The organism is Mucilaginibacter aurantiaciroseus, from assembly GCF_024055595.1.
Taxonomy (GTDB): domain Bacteria; phylum Bacteroidota; class Bacteroidia; order Sphingobacteriales; family Sphingobacteriaceae; genus Mucilaginibacter; species Mucilaginibacter aurantiaciroseus.
Genome location: NZ_JAMXOF010000002.1, coordinates 564,891 through 583,340 on the forward strand (window position 1 = coordinate 564,891; position 18,450 = coordinate 583,340).

The following is an 18,450-nucleotide window of genomic DNA, read 5'->3' on the forward strand; positions in this document are numbered from 1 at the left end:
GGCAATTATTCGTAAAAAAGGGTTTTTGCACAAATTTTTAACATAAATACAACGCGTTTGTTTTTTCTTATAACGATATATTGGCTATAAATATAAGATTATTGGTATGTATTATAAATCTTACAAAAAAATGCAGCGAATACTATCCATATTGAAAATATTTCAATCGTTTCAAGTACAGAATATTACGATGTAATTATCAACAAGGTGGGCTTAAACTTTTAATTTTTGATAAATTTGTATTCCAAAGGATCAGCAGAAAGAGATAACACATGCCCGAATTTTCGCACTTACACGTACATACCCAGTTTTCTTTACTTGACGGTGCCGCCGATATATCAAAATTATATAAAAAAGCGGCTGCTGATGGGATGAAAGCCCTGGCCATTACCGACCACGGGAACATGTTTGGTGCGTTCAAGTTTGTGGCCGAGGCGGGTAAACACAACGTAAAACCTATTGTAGGCTGCGAGTTTTATGTGGTGGATGACAGGCATAAAAAGCAATTTACCAAAGAGAAAAGAGACAAGCGTTACCACCAGTTGATGCTGGCCAAAAATGCTGAAGGCTATAAGAACCTCATCAAACTGTGCTCGTTAGGTTATATGGAAGGCCTTTACAGCAAGTGGCCACGTATTGATAAAGAACTGATCCTGAAATATCATAAAGGGATTATAGCTACCACCTGCTGCCTTGGTGCATCGGTACCGCAGGCTATTTTGCGCGATGGAGAAGCTGCTGCCGAAATTGAGTTTAAATGGTGGCTGGATCTTTTTGGCGAAGATTTCTATATAGAAATGCAACGCCATGACATCCCCGAGCAAAACACTGTTAACCTGGTGCTGGCAAAATTTGCTAAGAAATACAATGTTAAGGTTATCTGTTCAAACGATTCGCACTACGTGGATCAGCAGGACAGTAACGCCCACGATATTTTGCTTTGTGTAAATACAGGCGATTTACAAAGTACCCCTATAGCCACTGACGAAGAAGGTGGTAAGGGTTATCGATTCGGTTTTACCAACGACCAGTTTTATTTTAAAACACAGGCCGAAATGAGCAAACTATTCAGCGATATCCCCGAGTCGCTGGATAATACGCAGGAAATTGTAGACAAAGTTGATGTGCTGAAACTTAAAAGGGACATCCTGTTGCCTAACTTTGTTATCCCCGAAAAATTTAAGATCCACACCACTGCAGATGCCGATACGCTAAACCAGTGGGAATACCTGAAGCACCTTACTTATATGGGTGCCAAGGAGCGATATATAGATATTAGCCCCGAGGCTGAGGAGCGCATTGAATTTGAGTTGTTCACCATCCGCACCATGGGTTTTGCCGGCTACTTTTTAATCGTAGCTGACTTTATTAGGCATGGCCGCGATATTGGCGTGTTTATCGGTCCCGGCCGTGGTTCGGCAGCGGGGTCTGTGGTGGCGTATTGTACAGGTATCACTAATATCGACCCCTTAAAATATAACCTCCTGTTCGAGCGTTTTTTGAATCCTGACAGGAAGAGCATGCCCGATATTGATACCGATTTTGATGACGCCGGGCGCCAAAAGGTTATCGATTACGTGGTTGATAAGTATGGCAAAAACCAGGTAGCGCAGATCATCACTTATGGCTCTATGGCCGCCCGTACCAGTATCCAGGATGTGGGCCGCGTGTTGGATATGCCGCTGAGCGATGTGAACGCCATGAAAAAGCTGGTGCCCGATACCTTGGGGATCAACCTGAAAACAGCCATTGAGCAGGTGCCCGAGTTGCAGGCTATCTACAAATCTACAGATTTGAAAGGGATTGTGCTCCGCGAGGCTGAAAAGCTGGAAGGGTCGGTACGTAATACAGGTGTGCACGCCGCGGGTATCATCATTGCACCATACGATTTAACAGAGATCGTCCCGGTGGCTACCGCTAAGGACTCCGATCTGTTGGTTACCCAGTATGATGGCCGCGTAATTGAGGATGCCGGTGTAATTAAGATGGATTTTCTGGGTCTTAAAACCCTTACCATTATTAAGGACGCGCTAAGGCTTATCAAACAAAACCACGATGTACGCATCGATATAGATTACATTCCGCTGGATGATGAGCAAACTTATGAACTTTACCAGCGTGGCGATACCAACGGTACTTTCCAGTTTGAAAGCGACGGGATGCAAATGTACCTGCGCGACCTGAAACCCGATAAGTTTGAGGATCTGATTGCCATGAATGCCCTTTACCGCCCTGGCCCGATTGAGTATATCCCTAACTTTATTAAACGTAAGCATGGTTTAGAGCCCATTGTGTTTGACCTTGCCGACATGGAAGAATATCTGGGCGAAACCTATGGTATTACCGTTTACCAGGAGCAGGTGATGCTTCTGTCGCAAAAATTGGCAGGCTTTAGTAAAGGCGACGCTGATGTTTTGCGTAAGGCTATGGGTAAAAAGCAAATTGAGGTACTCAACAAAATGGAAGGCCAGTTTATGGATGGGGCCATTGCCAATGGCCACCCTAAAGATAAACTTACCAAAATATGGAACGACTGGAAGGCATTTGCCCAGTATGCGTTTAATAAGTCGCACTCTACCTGTTACGCTTTTGTGGCCTACCAAACGGCTTACTTAAAGGCGCATTACCCGGCAGAATATATGGCTGCGGTATTAAACAACCAAAATAACATGGAGAAGATCACCTTCTTTATGGAAGAATGCCGCCGTATGGGTGTGGAGGTTTTAGGCCCCGATATTAACGAAAGCGACCTCGCCTTTACAGCCAACAGAAAAGGGGTTATTCGTTTTGGATTGACCGGTGTTAAAGGTGTAGGCGAAAAAGCTGTTGAAAGTATTATTGAAGAGCGTAAAGAACGCGGCCCTTATAAAACCGTTTATGATTTTGCGCAACGGTCTAACACCAGATCGGTAAACCGTAAATCTTACGAGAATTTGGTTTATGGCGGAGCATTTGATGAATTTGGTTTGAACCGCGCACAGTTTTTCGCCAAAACAGAGAATGGTATTTTAAGCGGGGTAGAACGCCTGATCAAATATGGTAACGATTACCAGAATACGCAAAGCAGCTCGCAATCATCACTATTTGGTGGTTCGGTAGCATCATACATCCCCGAGCCGGCTATGCCTGAAGCTGAGGAATGGCCGCTGATAGAAAAGCTGAAATACGAAAAGGATGTAATTGGAATTTACCTTACCGGGCACCCGCTTGATAATTTTAAGCTGGAGATGGACAAGTATTGCAATACCAGCATTACCGAACTAAAGAACATCCAGAAAGCCCGCTCGGGCGAGGGAGGGGAAGGGGTAATGGAAAACCTGGCTAATCTGCGTAAACGCGGCGAGATCAACATTGGGGGTTTAGTGGCCAACGTTCAGCATAAAACAACTAAGATGGGTAAGCCATTCGGCACGTTTGTGTTAGAAGATTACAACGAAAGCTACGAATTTGTTTTTTTTGGTGAGGACTATGTAAAGTTCCGTAATATGATGGTTGATGGCTATTTTCTGCATGTTAAAGGGAGTATCGAGGAGAAATTTCGCCAGAAAGATAACTGGGATTTAAGAGTTACCGTAATGAGTTTACTATCCGAAATGAGGGATAAACTTACCAAATCCTTAACCGTTTGCCTTGATGTAAAAGCGCTGAATAACCAGTTATTAGATAGCCTGATGCAGGTGATCACTACAAATAATGAGAAATATCCAGCCAAAAGCTGTACCCTTAAATTCAAGATCCGTGATGGCGAAGAGGCGATGTATGTTGACCTGCTGTCCAAATCGCACAAGGTAAGCCCAAGCGATGAGTTAATGGCTGATATATTTAGCTTGACCAACACGCATGCAGTATTGATGTAGTTTTATGATGTAACATATGGATTTATCTACAGAACAAGAGGAGATTATTTTAGAAAGTCATCGTGCTTACTAAATGGGGAATATGGAAGTCTACTCATTGGAAGAACTAAAATAATTTTTAAATAACGATGAGCTTTTGATGCTTTCTCCACACAAAAAATAACCTTACTAAGCGCAAAATAAAGTTGCCTTTGTCATATCTATAGATGTTGATAATATAATTGTCACATTGTGATGCCCCTACTTGTGGCAAGCTATTTGAATAGTATATATTTGTATCAAATTATTAAAATATAAAAATCATGGCTTTAGAAATAACTGATGCAAACTTTGACGAACTTGTACTTAAATCAGATAAACCGGTACTTATCGATTTTTGGGCAGAGTGGTGTGGCCCGTGTAGAATGGTAGGCCCTGTAGTTGAAGAACTTGCTAAAGAATACGAAGGCAAAGCTGTTGTAGGTAAAGTGAACGTAGATAACAACCCGGGTATATCGATGAAATACGGTATCCGTAACATCCCGGCTTTATTATACTTTAAAGGCGGCGAAATTGTTGACAAACAAATTGGCGCTGTACCAAAATCAGTACTTGCAGAAAAGTTAGCTAAACAATTAGCATAACTAATCCATATATAAATGAAAAGGCTTCGGGACATCCCGAAGCCTTTTTTGTGGGCTTTTTTTCGCCCTTTACTTACTTTTTTCCGTCTCTTATTCGCCGGGGAATTACATCCTGCTAACGCTACCGCTACCTGCTTTAGAGCTGGAGATATTTTTGGCAGAACCGGTGTAATGTACATCGCCCGAGCCCACAACCGAAGCATCAATTTTGTCGTTCGCGTTCACCCTTGCATCGCCGCTGCCTGCAACTTTTACCTGGGTGTTGGTAGTCACCAAATTTTGGCCGGTGAAATCACCAGAACCCACTACGCTAACGGTAGAGTTATCTGCACGGCCTGATAAAGTGATATCGCCCGAACCGGCAATGCTGCTTTCCAAGTTCTTCACATCAACCTTACCGCTAATATCGCCAGAGCCGGTTAGTTTGATCTTTAATGATGTTGCCCTTAAGCCATCTTTAAATACCACATCGCCGGAGCCTGCAAGGCTAACCGCGCTGATATCTTTAATAGATACATAAACAATCATCTTTTTGTTGCCGCTTTCCCAGTTCCAGTTATTGCCTTCTTTGGTGTGGATAACCAACACACCGCCTTTTACTTCGGTGATGATCTTATCAATGATGTTCGCCGGGGCATCAACCTTTACAGATTCTGACGAACCCTGGGTGATGAATACATCGTACGAACCCGCTACAGCGACTGATGTAAAGCCGGTAAGGTGACGGTCTTGTGTATCTGCTTTTGCTAAGCCTGCTGTTACTACCAATGCGGTAGCTACTAAAAGTGCATTTAATATTCTCATTTTTTGGGGTTGTTTTAGTGTTTGTTTAGTTATTAGACGCAACCTTGGTTGGGTTAGTTGCATGAAATTGAAAATAAAACATAAAACATAAAAAATTTGTCATCCTGAACGACAGTGAAGGATCCAACCGGCTACATACAAGTCGGCGAATAGATGCTTCACTGTCGTTTAGCATTACAAAAGGAAGCATTAATCCACCAACACCCCTATATAATAATTAAAGGTATCCACCTCGATATTATCTTTTGTGGCACCCTCTATATTAATTGGGGTAAACCTCATTTTTGGGGTAATATACTGGTACTCGCCACCTTTGACCTTTACACGCACCGGCATAGCAAAACCGTTTACATCGGCTATCCAGCGGCTGTATAGTTTATCGTTGATGGTAGCAAACTCCAGCGTTGGCAGGTTCTTATACTTTAAGTACTGGTCAAATACCGGCGTTAGGTTTTTACCGCTTTGCTCGTTAATGTAGTTAACGATCTGGCCGTTAGTAACGGTTTGGTGGTAAAAAGTTTTGTTTAACCCACGCAGGATGCCGCGCCATTTTTCATCATCATTAATTACCGTGCGGATCATGTTAAGCAGGTTTGCACCTTTAGGGTACATATCGCCCGAGCCTTCTTTATTTACATTATAGGGGCCGATGATTGGGCCATCATTTTGGATCCCTGTGCGTAAGCCATGCACATATTCCTGCGCGGCCTGCTTGCCCCAGTTATCCTCCACAAAAAGCGATTCGCTGTAGGTGGTAAAGCCTTCGTGGATCCACATATCGGCAATATCTTTTGAGGTAATGTTATTGGCGAACCATTCGTGCCCACTCTCGTGTACCACAATGTAATCCCATTTCAAACCCCAGCCGGTGCCCGACATATCGCGGCCAAGGTAACCGTTGCGGAATTTGTTACCATAAGCCGTACCGCTCTGGTGCTCCATCCCCAGGTGGTGGGTTTCTACCAATTTATAACCATCCTCGTAAAAAGGGTAGGGGCCAAACCAGTGTTCAAAGGCTTTTAACATTGGTTTAGCGTTTGCGCCCCAGTGTTTTTTAGCTTTTTCGAGGTCGTAACTTAGTGGCCAAAAATCCATAGTGAGTTTGCCTTTTTCGCCTATGTAGGTATCACTGTAATGCACATAATCGCCAATGTTGGCTTCTATGTTATAGTTGTTGATAGGGTTAGCCACAAACCAGTCGAAACGGGTATAGCCATCCTTTAAATCGGTAACCTTACGCAGTCGGCCGTTGCTCACATCTTTTAATCCTTTTGGTACACTGATGCTAATGAGCACGCTATCCACTTCATCTGCCTGGTGGTCTTTTGTAGGCCACCAAACGCTGGCACCCATGCCCTGGCAGGCAGTAGACACCCATTTGTGCCCAAGCGAATCTACATTATACTCCACACCGCCATCCCATGGGGCGTTTTTGGCAATGGTTGGGTTGCCCGAGTAGTAAACCGTAAATTGGTCCTTACTACCACTTTTTATCGTTTGCGGGAAAGTGACAAATACCGCGTTAAACTCGCGGGTGTAGGGCACTTCTTTACCTTTATAAACCACCTTTTCTATCTTGAGGTTAGCAAACAGATCGAACTGAAGTTTGGTAAAATGCTGCGTGGCCGTGTATTTAAAAAGCACATTGCCGCTAATCGCTTTGTTATCGATATCAAACTTCACATCCAGGTGATAGTAGTTAATATCGTAACAGGTACGCAGCGGTGTAAGCATACCACGCAAGGTATCGGCACGGGTAAAGGTTTCTTTATGTGTGCCGAGCTGGGCGTGGGCTGTGAAACCGGTTAGGACTAAAAGAACAAGAATGCATAATTTCATTTTTTATATATTTTTCAATTTTTAATATGTCATTGCGAGCGATAGCGTGGCAATCTCATAGGATAAGAGGATATGCTGAGATTGCCGCGTCACTACGTTCCTCGCAATGACATGGTGTAGAAACCTCTAATCTCTTACTTCAACACCTCCACGTCAATAAAGCTATCGTTAAATACGGTGTGGGTTGCTTTTTGGTAATCGCTTGCTTCGGCTTTGTACGGGTTCTCTACAAATTTTTGCGGGTTACGCGCATACAGCGGGAACGATGTGCTTTGTACCTGTATCATAATGCGGTGGCCTTTTTTAAAGGTGTGCAACACATCATTCAGGTGAAAGTTCACATCCGTTTTTTGGTTGGCTACCATCGGTACAGCCTTTTCAAACCCATTGCGGAAACGTGCCGGCATAATTTGCGAACGCACCATTTGCTGGTAGTTGCTCAAAATAATGTTCTTGTTAGGCATGTACGGGTTGTTCGGCTCGTCGGCAGGGTAAACATCAACCAGTTTCACTATCCAGTCGGCATCGGTACCGGTGGTAGCAACTTTAAGGTTAGCCATTATTTCGCCGCCCAGGGTAACATCATCCGTTAAAACATCCGTCTGGAAAACCAATACATCTGTACGGCGGCCTGCAAAACGTTGATCCTCGCTCATGTAATTAAACGGGGTAAAGCCCATGGTGGTGGTGTTATCCTCGGTGTAGGGTACCGGTTTCATCGGGTCGCTTACAAAGGTGGTGTTTCCTGTCGCGCCTGGCGCCGCGTCGGCCAGTTTGCCATCGGCGTTCAGGTAAAACTTAACGTGGGTAGCCTCGGTAGCCGGCCATTTATCAAACTTGCGCCACTCGTTTTTACCGGTATTAAACATATAAGCCTCCGGCAAGCCAGAGTTTTTGTCGCCCTTGCCTTTCAGGAAGTGGTTAAAGAATTTTTGCTCGATATTGGTTTGATAGAACGTTGCAATACTATCGCCAAAGTAAACGTTGCTGTGCATGGTGTGCCCCGTCTCGCGCGACCACCTGCCGTGCCCAAACGGGCCCATTACAATGGTGTTATAAGCGCTCGGGTCTTTCTTTTCGATGGTTTTATAAATAGCCAGCGGGCCTGTCAGATCCTCGGCATCAAACCAGCCGCCAACCAGCATTACCGCGGGTTTTACTTTGTTGAAGTGTTTCAGCAAACCACGTTTTTGCCAAAACTCGTCATAGCTTGGGTGGTTAACCGTTTCCTGCCAAAAAAAGTTGTCCTTGTAATATTTGTCGGCATTTTTAAGCGGGCCAAGGTCCAGCAAAAACTGGTAGCCATCTTTAGTACCGGGGTTAAACATGGTGTTTTGGTACCATGCTTTGGTAGTGGTATCTGTTTTTTGCACGCCAAATACCGGGAAAGTGAAAAAGTAGCTTTCGATGAACGCGCCGTTATGGTGGAAATCGTCAAAAAAGAAATCGGAGATTGGTGCCTGCGGCGATGATGCCTTTAGTGCCGGGTGGTTTGACAGGATACCTGCCGCGGTGTAAAAGCCCGGATAGCTAATACCCCATTGCCCAACCCTGCCGTTGTTACCAACCGAGTTTTTAATCAGCCAGTCGATGGTATCGTAAGTGTCTGAGCCTTCGTCAACATCAGTTTTGCTTTTTTTATTGTCGATAACCGGGGTCATGTTGGTCCATGTGCCTTCGCTTTTGTAGCGGCCGCGCACATCCTGGTACACAAAAATGTAACCTTCCTGCATCATGTATTTTGAGGGGCCTACCTGTCCGGGATATTTTGTTTCGCCGTAAGGCGCGATGCTGTAACAGGTACGCTGCATCATAATAGGATATTTTTTATCCTTTGAGGCATCGTTTGGCGTATAAATGGAGGTGAAAAGTTTCACGCCATCGCGCATGGTGATGTAAACATCCTTTTTGGTAAAATTTTCTTTAACGTAGTTGCTTTGGGCAAACACGCCGCTGCAGGTTGCAGCAATAAACAAGATTAATGCGGAGAGTTTTTTCATGTTCGGGTCAGTATTAATTGATGAGCCTAATTTAGTAAGTAAATGGGGAATATACTAACGAATGATAAAGGTGTTACAAAGCCCCCAGGGAAGACTTCACAGCCCTCCCTGCCGGGAGGGTTGAGTGGGGCTTATGTCAATCCCCTCACATTTTAATCAATTACCTATTTATAAGCCTGCAAACATTCCTTAACTTCGGCCACCAAAATACACTACTATGCAATATGATGTAATCGTTATAGGTTCTGGTCCGGGTGGTTATGTGGCGGCAATACGCTGCGCCCAGCTGGGGATGAAAACCGCAATTATCGAAAAATATAACACCCTTGGCGGTACCTGCTTAAACGTAGGTTGTATCCCGTCAAAGGCTTTGCTTGATTCGTCCGAACATTACTATAACGCTGCCCACACTTTCACTGCACACGGTATTAAATTAGATAACCTGGGTATTGATTTTGGCCAGATGATAAAACGCAAACAGGAAGTTGTTGATGCCAACACCAGCGGTATCACTTACCTGATGAAGAAGAATAAAATTGAAGTGCACGTTGGAGTAGGTTCATTTAAAGATAAAAACACCATTATTGTTACCGCTGCCGATGGTAAAGCTACCGAACTAACCACTGAAAAAGTGATTATTGCTACCGGTTCTAAACCGGCAAGTCTGCCTTTCCTGAAGATCGATAAGAAACGTATTATTACCTCTACCGAGGCTTTAACGTTGACCGAAATACCCAAACACCTGATATTGATTGGTGGTGGGGTGATTGGTTTAGAGCTGGGTTCGGTTTACGCGCGTTTGGGTGCAAAGGTATCTGTAATTGAATTTATGGATGGAATTATCCCAACCATGGATAAAGGCTTAGGCCGCGAGTTGCAAAAGGTGTTGAAGAAAATAGGCATGGAGTTTTACCTGGGCCACAAGGTTACAGGCGCTATTGCCAAAGGCAAAGAGGTTACCGTTACGTTTGATAACCCTAAAGGCGAAAAACAAGAACTTAAAGGCGACTATTGTATGGTAGCCGTCGGCCGTGTTGCTTATACTGATGGTTTAGGCCTGGATAAAATAGGCATCACCGTTGAAGAGCGTGGCCGCAAAATTACGGTTGACGAGCACCTGGAAACCAGCGTTAAGGGGGTTTACGCCATTGGCGATGTGGTTAAAGGCGCCATGCTTGCCCACAAGGCAGAGGATGAAGGCACCTTTGTTGCCGAACTGATAGCCGGACAAAAACCACACATTAATTATAACCTCATCCCGGGTGTTGTTTACACGTGGCCTGAGGTTGCCGCTGTTGGTTATACCGAAGAGCAATTGAAAGAAGCCGGTACAAAATACAAAGTAGGGTCGTTCCCGTTCAAAGCCAGCGGCCGTGCCCGTGCAAGCGGCGACCTGGATGGTTTTGTAAAGGTTTTGGCCGATGCTACTACCGACGAGATACTGGGTGTACACATGATAGGCCCCCGTGTTGCGGATATGATAGCCGAGGCAGTAATTGCCATGGAGTTCCGCGCCTCTGCAGAGGACGTAACCCGCGCCAGCCACGCCCACCCAACCTACACCGAAGCCATGCGCGAAGCTTGCTTAGCAGCTACGGAGAGCAGGGCGATACATATTTAAGATACCATTTGCAGTTGGTAGTGGGCAGTTTGCAAGCTACCCGGCCAAATGCAAACTTTTAACTGCCAACTAAATGCAAGTCCTTAGCAACATCGGTATTATTATTCTTACGATTGCTTTAATGGAGTCCCTTTCCTGGGCTATGCATAAATATTTATTCCATGGGCCGCTTTGGTTTATCCATAAAACGCACCACCAGCAGCGCCACGGCTGGTTCGAGCTGAATGATCTGTTCAGTATTGGTTTTGCCGCGCTGGCTTTATGGCTGATGTGGGTGGGGCATACCACTTTAGATTACCGCTTCTGGATTGGTACCGGTATCAGCACCTATGGTACTATTTACTTTATCTTCCACGATTGGTTTATCCATAACCGTTTCAAAGCTTTTAAAAGCAGCAACTGGTACCTTTCCGCAATTCGCAGGGCACACAAGATCCATCATAAATCGACAAAGAAGAATCCATCGGAAGAGTTTGGGTTGCTGGTGGTGGGGAAGAAGTGGTTTAGGAAGTAATTCTGTTAAGACTGTCTATGGAGTTTGATTCTTTTCACACCGAACTTTAATGACATCCAGCAACCTGCCTTGAAAATCGCTCAGCATGCTGTTACCCCACATAGATGCATACATATTTATGCGTGTGTCGAGTTGATAAGATGATGTTAAGGTTAATTGTGTTTGTGAGCTGGTTATCTTTTTAAGCTCGTAAGACGCTGTCAAAAACTCAAAGTGTTTGCCTGTTAGCAAATGCTGGTCAAAAACGGTGTTACGTAAGGTTGATTGGATTACCTTAATATTAAATGAGATTTTATTTCTTTTGTCCCAGTAGCTTACCGTTTCTTTAAAAAGCAAGCCACCTTCAAAGTGTCCAATTCGTGTGGCACCAATCGTGTCTTTATCAAGCTCGGCAAATATGGGTTTGGGGATACCTGCATAATTATAAAAGCCCTTGCTGTATTCATTATTTTTTATTTCTTTAACGCGGATTACGTTTTTCCAGATGTTATCAGGGGATGCATTAATGATCCTGACGGTTCTTATTTCGAAAGCCTGAGAAGGTATTATAAATTGCTCTTCAACAATCCCAGCAACAAGCGGGATAAATAATATAGAATAAACTATACCTCGGCGTTCACGATATTTTAAGATCAAGCGCCCGAACGCTAAACCGCCAAACATAGCACAAAGTAGAAACGGTAAAGCGATAATGACTATGCAAATGATATCTTCTATCCTTGTTATGAAACAGATGATGGCGAATAGAAGAATGCTAAGTAACGGCACAAATGCAGTGTAACCTATATTTTCGAGATATCTTTTTTTGGCGAAGATCAACGGTGCAACGCCCATAATAAAAGGAACTATCCAAATAAACGTTATCGAAAAAAGATCGGTAAAACTAAAATGATTGCCGTATGGGATATTAAATATTAAGCGCAACACCAAACCATACAAGGCTCCGGGCAATATAGGGGCGTATTTAATTAAAAACTGTTTCAATAGATTTCAAGTTTACCATGTAAATATATCAATTCACAACACGGCTGACGCATATTTAATTTGCTTAATCATCTAAAATATATTTCCGAAATTCGCCACAATTCCAAAATCATTATCCATGCTGCAAATACAGGAGAACGTATCGCTTAAAAAATTCAACACTTTTGGTATTGATGCCAACGCCCGCTATTTCGCCGAGATAAGCCACGAAGATGAACTGGTTGAACTTTTTGCCGACCCACAATGGGCGCAGATAGACCGCCTGGTGCTTGGCGGCGGCAGCAATATGCTGCTGGTGAATAATTTTGAAGGCCTGGTTATTCGCCTTAACATCCGCGGGATAGAACATCGCATCAGTCACGATGATGTATTTGTAGAGGCCGGTGCGGGCGAGGTATGGAACGACCTGGTTAACTTCTGTGTAGACCGCAACTACGCAGGTATGGAAAACCTGAGCCTGATACCCGGTTCGGTTGGTGCATCGCCCATACAAAATATTGGTGCTTATGGGGTAGAACTGAAAGATGTATTTGAAAGCTGCCGCGCGTTCGAGATCTCTACCGGAACTTTTAGTGTTTTCACTAAAGAGGATTGTAAATTTGGCTACCGCGAGAGTGTTTTTAAAACAGAACTTGCCGGGCAGTATATTATAGTGGGGGTAAAGTTCCATTTATCGCTTAAGCCAAACATCAACTTAAAGTATGGGGTTATAGAGCAGGAACTGGCCAACCGCGGCATCAGCAACCCAACAATTGAAGATGTATGTAAAGTAGTATCCCACATCCGGGTATCCAAACTGCCCGATCCATCAACCATTGGCAACGCGGGGAGTTTCTTTAAAAACCCGGTTATTACTGTAGGGCAATTTGAAACATTACAACAAAACTTCCCGGAGGTTGTTAATTACCCAACTGTATACGGACAAGTAAAACTGGCCGCCGGCTGGCTGATTGAACAGTGCGGCTGGAAAGGCAAAACAATAGGCAACACCGGCACATGGAAGAACCAGGCGCTGGTTTTAGTAAACCACGGCGGCGCAACGGGCGAAGAAGTATACAACCTATCGTCGCAAATCATAGACAGTGTGTACACTAAATTTGGCGTTACGCTACAACGCGAAGTTAATATTATTGTAAAATAAAATTAATTATAATTTAATTTTACACTCCACTCATCTACAGCAAGTTAAAAAATTATTTGTTTTAACTATTTGATAATAATAAGCTAATAAGACAATTCTGTGATAAATTGCTATAAATATCTTGTTTATAGCTATTTATGTTAAAATGTCTATTTTTTGAGCAAATTCCTTGCTGTTATTCTGCTAAAACAGGCACATCTGTAATTTCATACGCTTTTCATAAACTGGTATCATGTTTGCCTACTACTCTATACAAAACATTAACAGAATGACAAAGATTGAGTTTAACACCCTGGTATTACGTCAAGCAACTTCATTAAGGTCATACGCCTTACATTTTACACATGATGCTGACGACGCAAACGACCTTGTTCAGGATACAATGTTGAAAGCTATAACTTATTATAACAAGTTTAAAGAAGGAACAAATTTGAAAGGCTGGTTATATACCATCATGAAAAATACCTTCATTAACAACTATCGCCGTTTTGTTAAAATGAGCACATTTGTTACAAAAAGCGATGAGATATCTTCTACGAACCTGGTATTCAGCTCAACAAAAAATCAAGGTGAGGCTAAATTTGTAATGGACGATATTAAACGCGCTTTAGACCGTTTACCGTCAGATTACTACGTGCCATTCACTATGTATTTTGAAGGCCATAAATACCACGAAATAGCAGATCATTTAACAATCCCAATCGGTACTGTTAAAACCCGCATCCACGTAGCCCGCAAACTGCTTAAAAAGAATTTAAAAGCATACGATAACGGTGTTACAAAACCAATCTACGCCGAAAACTAAAATATAACAAACTCAATATATATATAAAGAAACCTGCCCTTAGGCAGGTTTCTTTATTTTGGTAAGTTTTTAACTTTCACCCGCGCGTCATTGCAAGGTAAGAAGCAATCTCATTGCTATACAAAGCCGCTCTGCCTATGTAGAGATTGCTTCATACCCTTGCAGCAATGACGGATATTTAAAAGTTTTTAAGCCAACTTCCCAATAGCCGTAAACTTTTCAAAAACGGTTTCGGTATGCGGTGCGTCAGCGAGCTCTTCGGTGAGGTCCTGCCCGGCCCAGTGCTCGTAGTGTTTGCCATTTCGCCAAAGGCGGCTTTCGGTAACATCATAAATGATGCCTTTGTAGGCCACCCAAATCTGCGGTTTATCCTGCCCGTTACGCAGGGCGAGTTGTAATTTGGTATATAAAGGCAGGTCGGCCATTATGCAGCAAGCTTTTTACTTTTCTTAAAATACTCAAAAAAGCCAACGTTCATCAGCAGCAAGGCCATGCTGTAAAAATGATCTTCGAAAGGGATGGTCCCCACACGGAAGCCAAGGTTTTGGTTATCGTTATAAAGCACCACAGGGATAGATGTCAGTAACCCGTTCACTAAATAAAACGGAATAAGCGATACCAGGAAAGCCATGTAAAACCTACCCAGCCAATTGGCCTTAAACACAAATAATAAAAGCAATAGTATAATGGCAAGCAGGCTAAAGGTAACTGCGGTATACAGTTTGTTAAAATTATCCATCAGTATAAATGCCGACGCTAACGCCAATAAGCCGGAGATGCTGCGCGATACATCACGGCTCAGTTGCCATTTAACATAATGGTTTAAGCAAACATAAATAAAGATACATGCAAAGGGGACGGTTAAAAAGAACAGGATCTCCTCAAGTGGCAGGCCAAAGAATTTGAGGCCGATTATGTATTTATCATTAAACGACCATACGCCGTGAATGGTAAACAGCACATCCCAAAACAAAAACAACAAACCTGTAATAGCCATTCCCGGCCAAATGAACTTCCAGCTTTTGGCAAAGGCCACGCGCTTATCAAACGATAATACAACCGGGAAAAAGATAGTGGCTATGTTGATAAGCAGGTAGGTGTATTTCACTTATAAGGCGGCTAAATGCTGTGAAAGGTTGTTGTTTTCTGCAGGAGAGCAGCGTTTAGAATCTATTAAAAAAGCAATGATGGTTTTTACCAAAGCCGCATCTGCCGATGAATAATGCTTGCGGTCTATCTGTTTGATGATCTCGGTACGGTCGGCAACCAGGTTTTTGGTGTAGCCTAAAAAGCCCGGAACATTATGCTCAACCGAAAATCGCATAAAGCGGATCTCTATATTTGCCGGGTCGCGGGTTACGGCGCCTTTAAAGGACTTTTCGGCGTCGTTGAGGTACTTCACCTTGTAATAGGGGTTCCAGGCATGCTTAGCTTTTAAAGCTTCCAGTGTGCCCAAATAGCCGGTTATAAGGCCTGTGCGATTTTTAATCGACCCGAGGTTGCGGTAAAGCGAATCTGTTGTTTTACTGCTGTTGATGGCAGTTAACAATAGCTTACGTATAACATGGAGGTTGGGCTCAACAATATCATCGGGCATAGCGCTGGCATTGCCCCGGTTTAGTGGTGCAAATAACAGCAGCAAGGCAGGTAATAACAGGTATCTAAATCTTACAAGCATCAGTATTTTATAACGGTACGGGCTGTATTAAATTATATTGAGTTTTTGATGCAGCTTTGCCTTTAAGTACAGGCTTAGCTTTTGCGTATCAGAAACCCTGATCCTTTTTTGCATAATAGTTAGGGCTGTAGTAGCCTTTATTTTTTTAAACAGCTGCAGGTAGTAAATATAAGCTACGTAAACGCCCAGCCTGCCGCCGCTTGGTAATAACTTTATCCCTTCCAACGCATCATCAAAATCTTGTTTGATGTCGGTTTCAATGAGTTGTTTATCCGCCTCGGTAAAGTTGGTGAAATCTACCTCGGGGAAATAAGTGCGGCCACGTTCCTCATAGTCTGACTTGATATCCCTCAAAAAGTTTATTTTCTGAAATGCGGAACCCAGGCTACGCGCTTTTGATACCAACTGATTGTAAAGCGCAGCATCGTTTTCGCAAAAAATGCGCAGGCACATTAGCCCCACTACTTCTGCAGAGCCATAGATATAAGTTTTGTAACCCTCATCATCATAAGCCGTTTTATCCAGGTCCATTTTCATGGAGGTAAGGAAAGCATCTATCAGTTCTTTTTCAATATTGTATTTGTTAACAACTTGCTGAAAAGATTGCAGCACCGGGTTTGTACTGATGCCGCGGTCAATAGCTTTAAAAGTTTCTTCCTTAAATTCGTCAATCAACTGGCGTTGGTCGTGGTCGTAAAAAGTATCAACTATCTCATCCGCGTAGCGCACAAAGCCATAAATGGCATAAACGGGGTATCTAAAACGTTTGTCGAACGCATTGATGCCGGTACTAAAAGAAGTACTGTATTTGGTGGTTATCAGCTTGCTGCATTCAAAGCATGTTTCGTCGAAAAGGTTCATCACCCAAAAGTACAAAATCAAACCTGTATTGTTTCAAACCCTCACCTAATTTGCGCAGCATTCATAAATACCATAATTATAATTAAATAATGCATAGTTCTGTACAAAGTAGACGACTTTAAAAAATTTCACTCCAGCTACCTTGAAGCAGGGCAGGGTGAAGCTTTTTTGCTTAATTTGGCTGCTGATGGATAAGAATAAGCAAATTATCGTGATCGGGGCAGGTTTTGCCGGGCTGGCTTCGGCCTGTGTGCTGGCAAAAGAGGGTTACAGGGTCACCGTTTTAGAAAAGAATGACCAGCCTGGCGGCCGCGCGCGCATTTGGGAGAAGGACGGTTTTAAGTTTGACATGGGCCCAAGCTGGTATTGGATGCCCGATGTTTTCGAGAATTTCTTCGCCATCTTCGGTAAAAAGCCGACAGATTTTTACGACCTGAAACGCCTTGACCCGGGTTACCGTGTTTATTATGGTAAGGATGATGTGCTGGATATACCCGCCAATATGGGCGAACTGGAAAAATTGTTTGATGAAATTGAACCAGGCAGCAGTGCAGGCCTGCGCAAGTTTTTAGAACAAGCCGCTTATAAATATAAAGTAGGCATGGGCGAGTATGTATTTCGTCCCTCACATTCCATTACGGAGTTCATCGATTTTAACCTTATCCGTAAAAGCTTTAGCATGCAGTTACTCACCAACATGAGCAGCCATGTGCGCCAGTATTTCAAAAACCCCAAGCTGATAAAGCTGCTGGAGTTCCCGGTGCTGTTTTTAGGAGCTACCCCGCAAGACACCCCCGCCATGTACAGCATGATGAACCATGCCGACCTTGCCCTTGGTACGTGGTACCCCATGGGTGGCATGAACGAAATTGTTAAAGCGATGGTAAACGTTGCCGAAAGCTACGGGGTTGATATTAAACTAAATACCGAGGTAACCAAAATTGACGTTGCGGATGGACAGGCAAAAACCATCCAAACCAACAATGGAAGCTACACAGCAGACTTTGTAATTGCCGGTGCCGATTATGAACATATTGATCAGCATGTTTTAGACGCTCCGGACAGAAACTATTCCGAAAAATATTGGGATAAGCGCACGATGTCGCCTTCGAGCCTGTTGTTCTACATCGGTACTAACAAAAAGGTAGAGGGCATCCAACACCATAGCTTGTTTTTTGATGAGGATTTTGAATTGCATGCCAAAGAGATCTATAAAGATCCGCAATGGCCAAGCAAACCGCTGTTTTATGTATGCTGTACCTCCAAAACCGACCCGGATGCGGCACCCGAGGGAGGGGAGAACCTTTTCTTTTTGATGCCGATAGCACCCGGACTGGATGATGATGATGCCACCCGTGAAAAATATTTTGATGTGATGATAGAACGGTTCGAAGATATCACCGGCCAAAGCATCCGGGATAGCATTGTTGTAAAACGAAGTTATGCACTTAAAGATTTTAAAGCCGATTACCATTCCTTTAAAGGCAATGCCTATGGCTTGGCTAATACCCTTGCCCAAACCGCGTTTTTTAAACCAGGCATGCGGGCAAAGCACATTAAAAATCTTTTGTTTACCGGCCAACTAACCGTTCCCGGTCCGGGCGTTCCGCCGGCGTTGATATCAGGGCAAATAGCGGCGTTGGAGGCGATGAAGGTGTTGGAGGGAAAAAAATGAACATTCCGTCACTGCGAGGTACGAAGCAATCTCTTGTGTACAATTATA

At 43.5% G+C, this 18,450-nt stretch carries 15 protein-coding genes; 7 read left to right on the forward strand and 8 right to left on the reverse strand.

Features of this window, described 5'->3' with window-relative positions; translation table 11 throughout:
• The first annotated feature begins 272 nt into the window (after positions 1–272).
• Together dnaE and trxA are read left to right on the forward strand one after the other, a co-directional pair.
• Positions 273–3,857, forward strand: a complete 3,585-nt coding sequence (dnaE, locus tag NAF17_RS10695) for a DNA polymerase III subunit alpha (protein WP_252757980.1) — start codon at positions 273–275, stop codon at positions 3,855–3,857.
• A gap of 302 nt (positions 3,858–4,159) precedes the next feature.
• The gene (trxA, locus tag NAF17_RS10700; protein WP_252757981.1) at positions 4,160–4,480 is read left to right on the forward strand and encodes a thioredoxin; all 321 of its coding nucleotides are present in this window, start codon (positions 4,160–4,162) and stop codon (positions 4,478–4,480) included.
• A 105-nt stretch (positions 4,481–4,585) separates the two neighbouring features.
• On the opposite strand, the gene NAF17_RS10705 is transcribed toward trxA, so the two are convergent.
• The 3 genes from NAF17_RS10705 to NAF17_RS10715 all read right to left on the reverse strand — a co-directional run bounded on the left by NAF17_RS10705 (position 4,586) and on the right by NAF17_RS10715 (position 9,123).
• A complete protein-coding gene (locus NAF17_RS10705) occupies positions 4,586–5,284 on the reverse strand; it encodes a head GIN domain-containing protein (RefSeq protein WP_252757982.1) in 699 nt (232 codons plus the stop codon).
• A gap of 189 nt (positions 5,285–5,473) precedes the next feature.
• The gene (locus NAF17_RS10710) at positions 5,474–7,123 is read right to left on the reverse strand and encodes a M1 family metallopeptidase (RefSeq protein WP_252757983.1); all 1,650 of its coding nucleotides are present in this window, start codon (positions 7,121–7,123) and stop codon (positions 5,474–5,476) included.
• 134 nt (positions 7,124–7,257) lie between these two features.
• The gene (locus tag NAF17_RS10715; RefSeq protein WP_252757984.1) at positions 7,258–9,123 is read right to left on the reverse strand and encodes a CocE/NonD family hydrolase; all 1,866 of its coding nucleotides are present in this window, start codon (positions 9,121–9,123) and stop codon (positions 7,258–7,260) included.
• A gap of 217 nt (positions 9,124–9,340) precedes the next feature.
• Here NAF17_RS10715 and lpdA point away from each other — a divergent pair, with 217 nt between their 5' ends.
• Positions 9,341–10,744 (forward strand): dihydrolipoyl dehydrogenase, encoded by a 1,404-nt coding sequence (lpdA, locus tag NAF17_RS10720; RefSeq protein WP_252757985.1) that lies wholly within the window; start codon positions 9,341–9,343, stop codon positions 10,742–10,744.
• 73 nt (positions 10,745–10,817) lie between these two features.
• A complete protein-coding gene (locus NAF17_RS10725; RefSeq protein WP_370341021.1) occupies positions 10,818–11,258 on the forward strand; it encodes a sterol desaturase family protein in 441 nt (146 codons plus the stop codon).
• A gap of 15 nt (positions 11,259–11,273) precedes the next feature.
• Here the strand turns inward: NAF17_RS10725 and NAF17_RS10730 are convergent, their stop codons facing one another.
• A complete protein-coding gene (locus tag NAF17_RS10730) occupies positions 11,274–12,242 on the reverse strand; it encodes an SRPBCC family protein (RefSeq protein WP_252757987.1) in 969 nt (322 codons plus the stop codon).
• A 118-nt stretch (positions 12,243–12,360) separates the two neighbouring features.
• Between NAF17_RS10730 and murB the strand changes: the two genes are divergently transcribed.
• Both murB and NAF17_RS10740 read left to right on the forward strand, forming a co-directional pair.
• On the forward strand, positions 12,361–13,383 hold the full coding sequence (gene murB, locus NAF17_RS10735) for a UDP-N-acetylmuramate dehydrogenase (RefSeq protein ID WP_252757988.1): 1,023 nt from the start codon (positions 12,361–12,363) through the stop codon (positions 13,381–13,383).
• 268 nt (positions 13,384–13,651) lie between these two features.
• Positions 13,652–14,188, forward strand: a complete 537-nt coding sequence (locus NAF17_RS10740) for an RNA polymerase sigma factor (protein WP_252757989.1) — start codon at positions 13,652–13,654, stop codon at positions 14,186–14,188.
• A 188-nt stretch (positions 14,189–14,376) separates the two neighbouring features.
• Here NAF17_RS10740 and NAF17_RS10745 read toward each other — a convergent pair whose 3' ends face one another.
• Genes NAF17_RS10745 through NAF17_RS10760 form a run of 4 tightly spaced genes read right to left on the reverse strand, consistent with a single transcriptional unit; the run spans position 14,377 to position 16,727 of the window.
• A complete protein-coding gene (locus NAF17_RS10745; protein WP_252757990.1) occupies positions 14,377–14,613 on the reverse strand; it encodes a cytochrome b5 domain-containing protein in 237 nt (78 codons plus the stop codon).
• Positions 14,613–15,296, reverse strand: a complete 684-nt coding sequence (locus NAF17_RS10750) for a lycopene cyclase domain-containing protein (protein WP_252757991.1) — start codon at positions 15,294–15,296, stop codon at positions 14,613–14,615. The genes NAF17_RS10745 and NAF17_RS10750 overlap by 1 nt, the downstream gene beginning before the upstream one ends.
• Entirely contained in the window at positions 15,297–15,866 is a 570-nt protein-coding gene (locus NAF17_RS10755) for a hypothetical protein (RefSeq protein WP_252757992.1), read from the reverse strand. It abuts the gene before it with no gap.
• 27 nt (positions 15,867–15,893) lie between these two features.
• Complete coding sequence (locus NAF17_RS10760) at positions 15,894–16,727, reverse strand: phytoene/squalene synthase family protein (RefSeq protein ID WP_252757993.1); 834 nt, start codon at positions 16,725–16,727, stop codon at positions 15,894–15,896.
• 187 nt (positions 16,728–16,914) lie between these two features.
• Here NAF17_RS10760 and crtID point away from each other — a divergent pair, with 187 nt between their 5' ends.
• Positions 16,915–18,402, forward strand: coding sequence for a bifunctional phytoene desaturase/3,4-desaturase (gene crtID / locus NAF17_RS10765; RefSeq protein ID WP_252757994.1), 1,488 nt, complete (start codon positions 16,915–16,917; stop codon positions 18,400–18,402).
• Positions 18,403–18,450: the final 48 nt, after the last annotated feature.

What these genes read in the sequence shown, in the direction of transcription:
- dnaE (WP_252757980.1), top strand. Translation starts at nt 273, where the DNA reads ATGCCCGAATTTTCGCACTTACACGTACATACCCAGTTTTCTTTACTT.
- trxA (WP_252757981.1), top strand. Translation starts at nt 4,160, where the DNA reads ATGGCTTTAGAAATAACTGATGCAAACTTTGACGAACTTGTACTTAAA.
- NAF17_RS10705 (WP_252757982.1), bottom strand. Translation starts at nt 5,284, where the DNA reads ATGAGAATATTAAATGCACTTTTAGTAGCTACCGCATTGGTAGTAACA.
- NAF17_RS10710 (WP_252757983.1), bottom strand. Translation starts at nt 7,123, where the DNA reads ATGAAATTATGCATTCTTGTTCTTTTAGTCCTAACCGGTTTCACAGCC.
- NAF17_RS10715 (WP_252757984.1), bottom strand. Translation starts at nt 9,123, where the DNA reads ATGAAAAAACTCTCCGCATTAATCTTGTTTATTGCTGCAACCTGCAGC.
- lpdA (WP_252757985.1), top strand. Translation starts at nt 9,341, where the DNA reads ATGCAATATGATGTAATCGTTATAGGTTCTGGTCCGGGTGGTTATGTG.
- NAF17_RS10725 (WP_370341021.1), top strand. Translation starts at nt 10,818, where the DNA reads ATGCAAGTCCTTAGCAACATCGGTATTATTATTCTTACGATTGCTTTA.
- murB (WP_252757988.1), top strand. Translation starts at nt 12,361, where the DNA reads ATGCTGCAAATACAGGAGAACGTATCGCTTAAAAAATTCAACACTTTT.
- NAF17_RS10740 (WP_252757989.1), top strand. Translation starts at nt 13,652, where the DNA reads ATGACAAAGATTGAGTTTAACACCCTGGTATTACGTCAAGCAACTTCA.
- NAF17_RS10745 (WP_252757990.1), bottom strand. Translation starts at nt 14,613, where the DNA reads ATGGCCGACCTGCCTTTATATACCAAATTACAACTCGCCCTGCGTAAC.
- NAF17_RS10755 (WP_252757992.1), bottom strand. Translation starts at nt 15,866, where the DNA reads ATGCTTGTAAGATTTAGATACCTGTTATTACCTGCCTTGCTGCTGTTA.
- NAF17_RS10760 (WP_252757993.1), bottom strand. Translation starts at nt 16,727, where the DNA reads ATGAACCTTTTCGACGAAACATGCTTTGAATGCAGCAAGCTGATAACC.
- crtID (WP_252757994.1), top strand. Translation starts at nt 16,915, where the DNA reads ATGGATAAGAATAAGCAAATTATCGTGATCGGGGCAGGTTTTGCCGGG.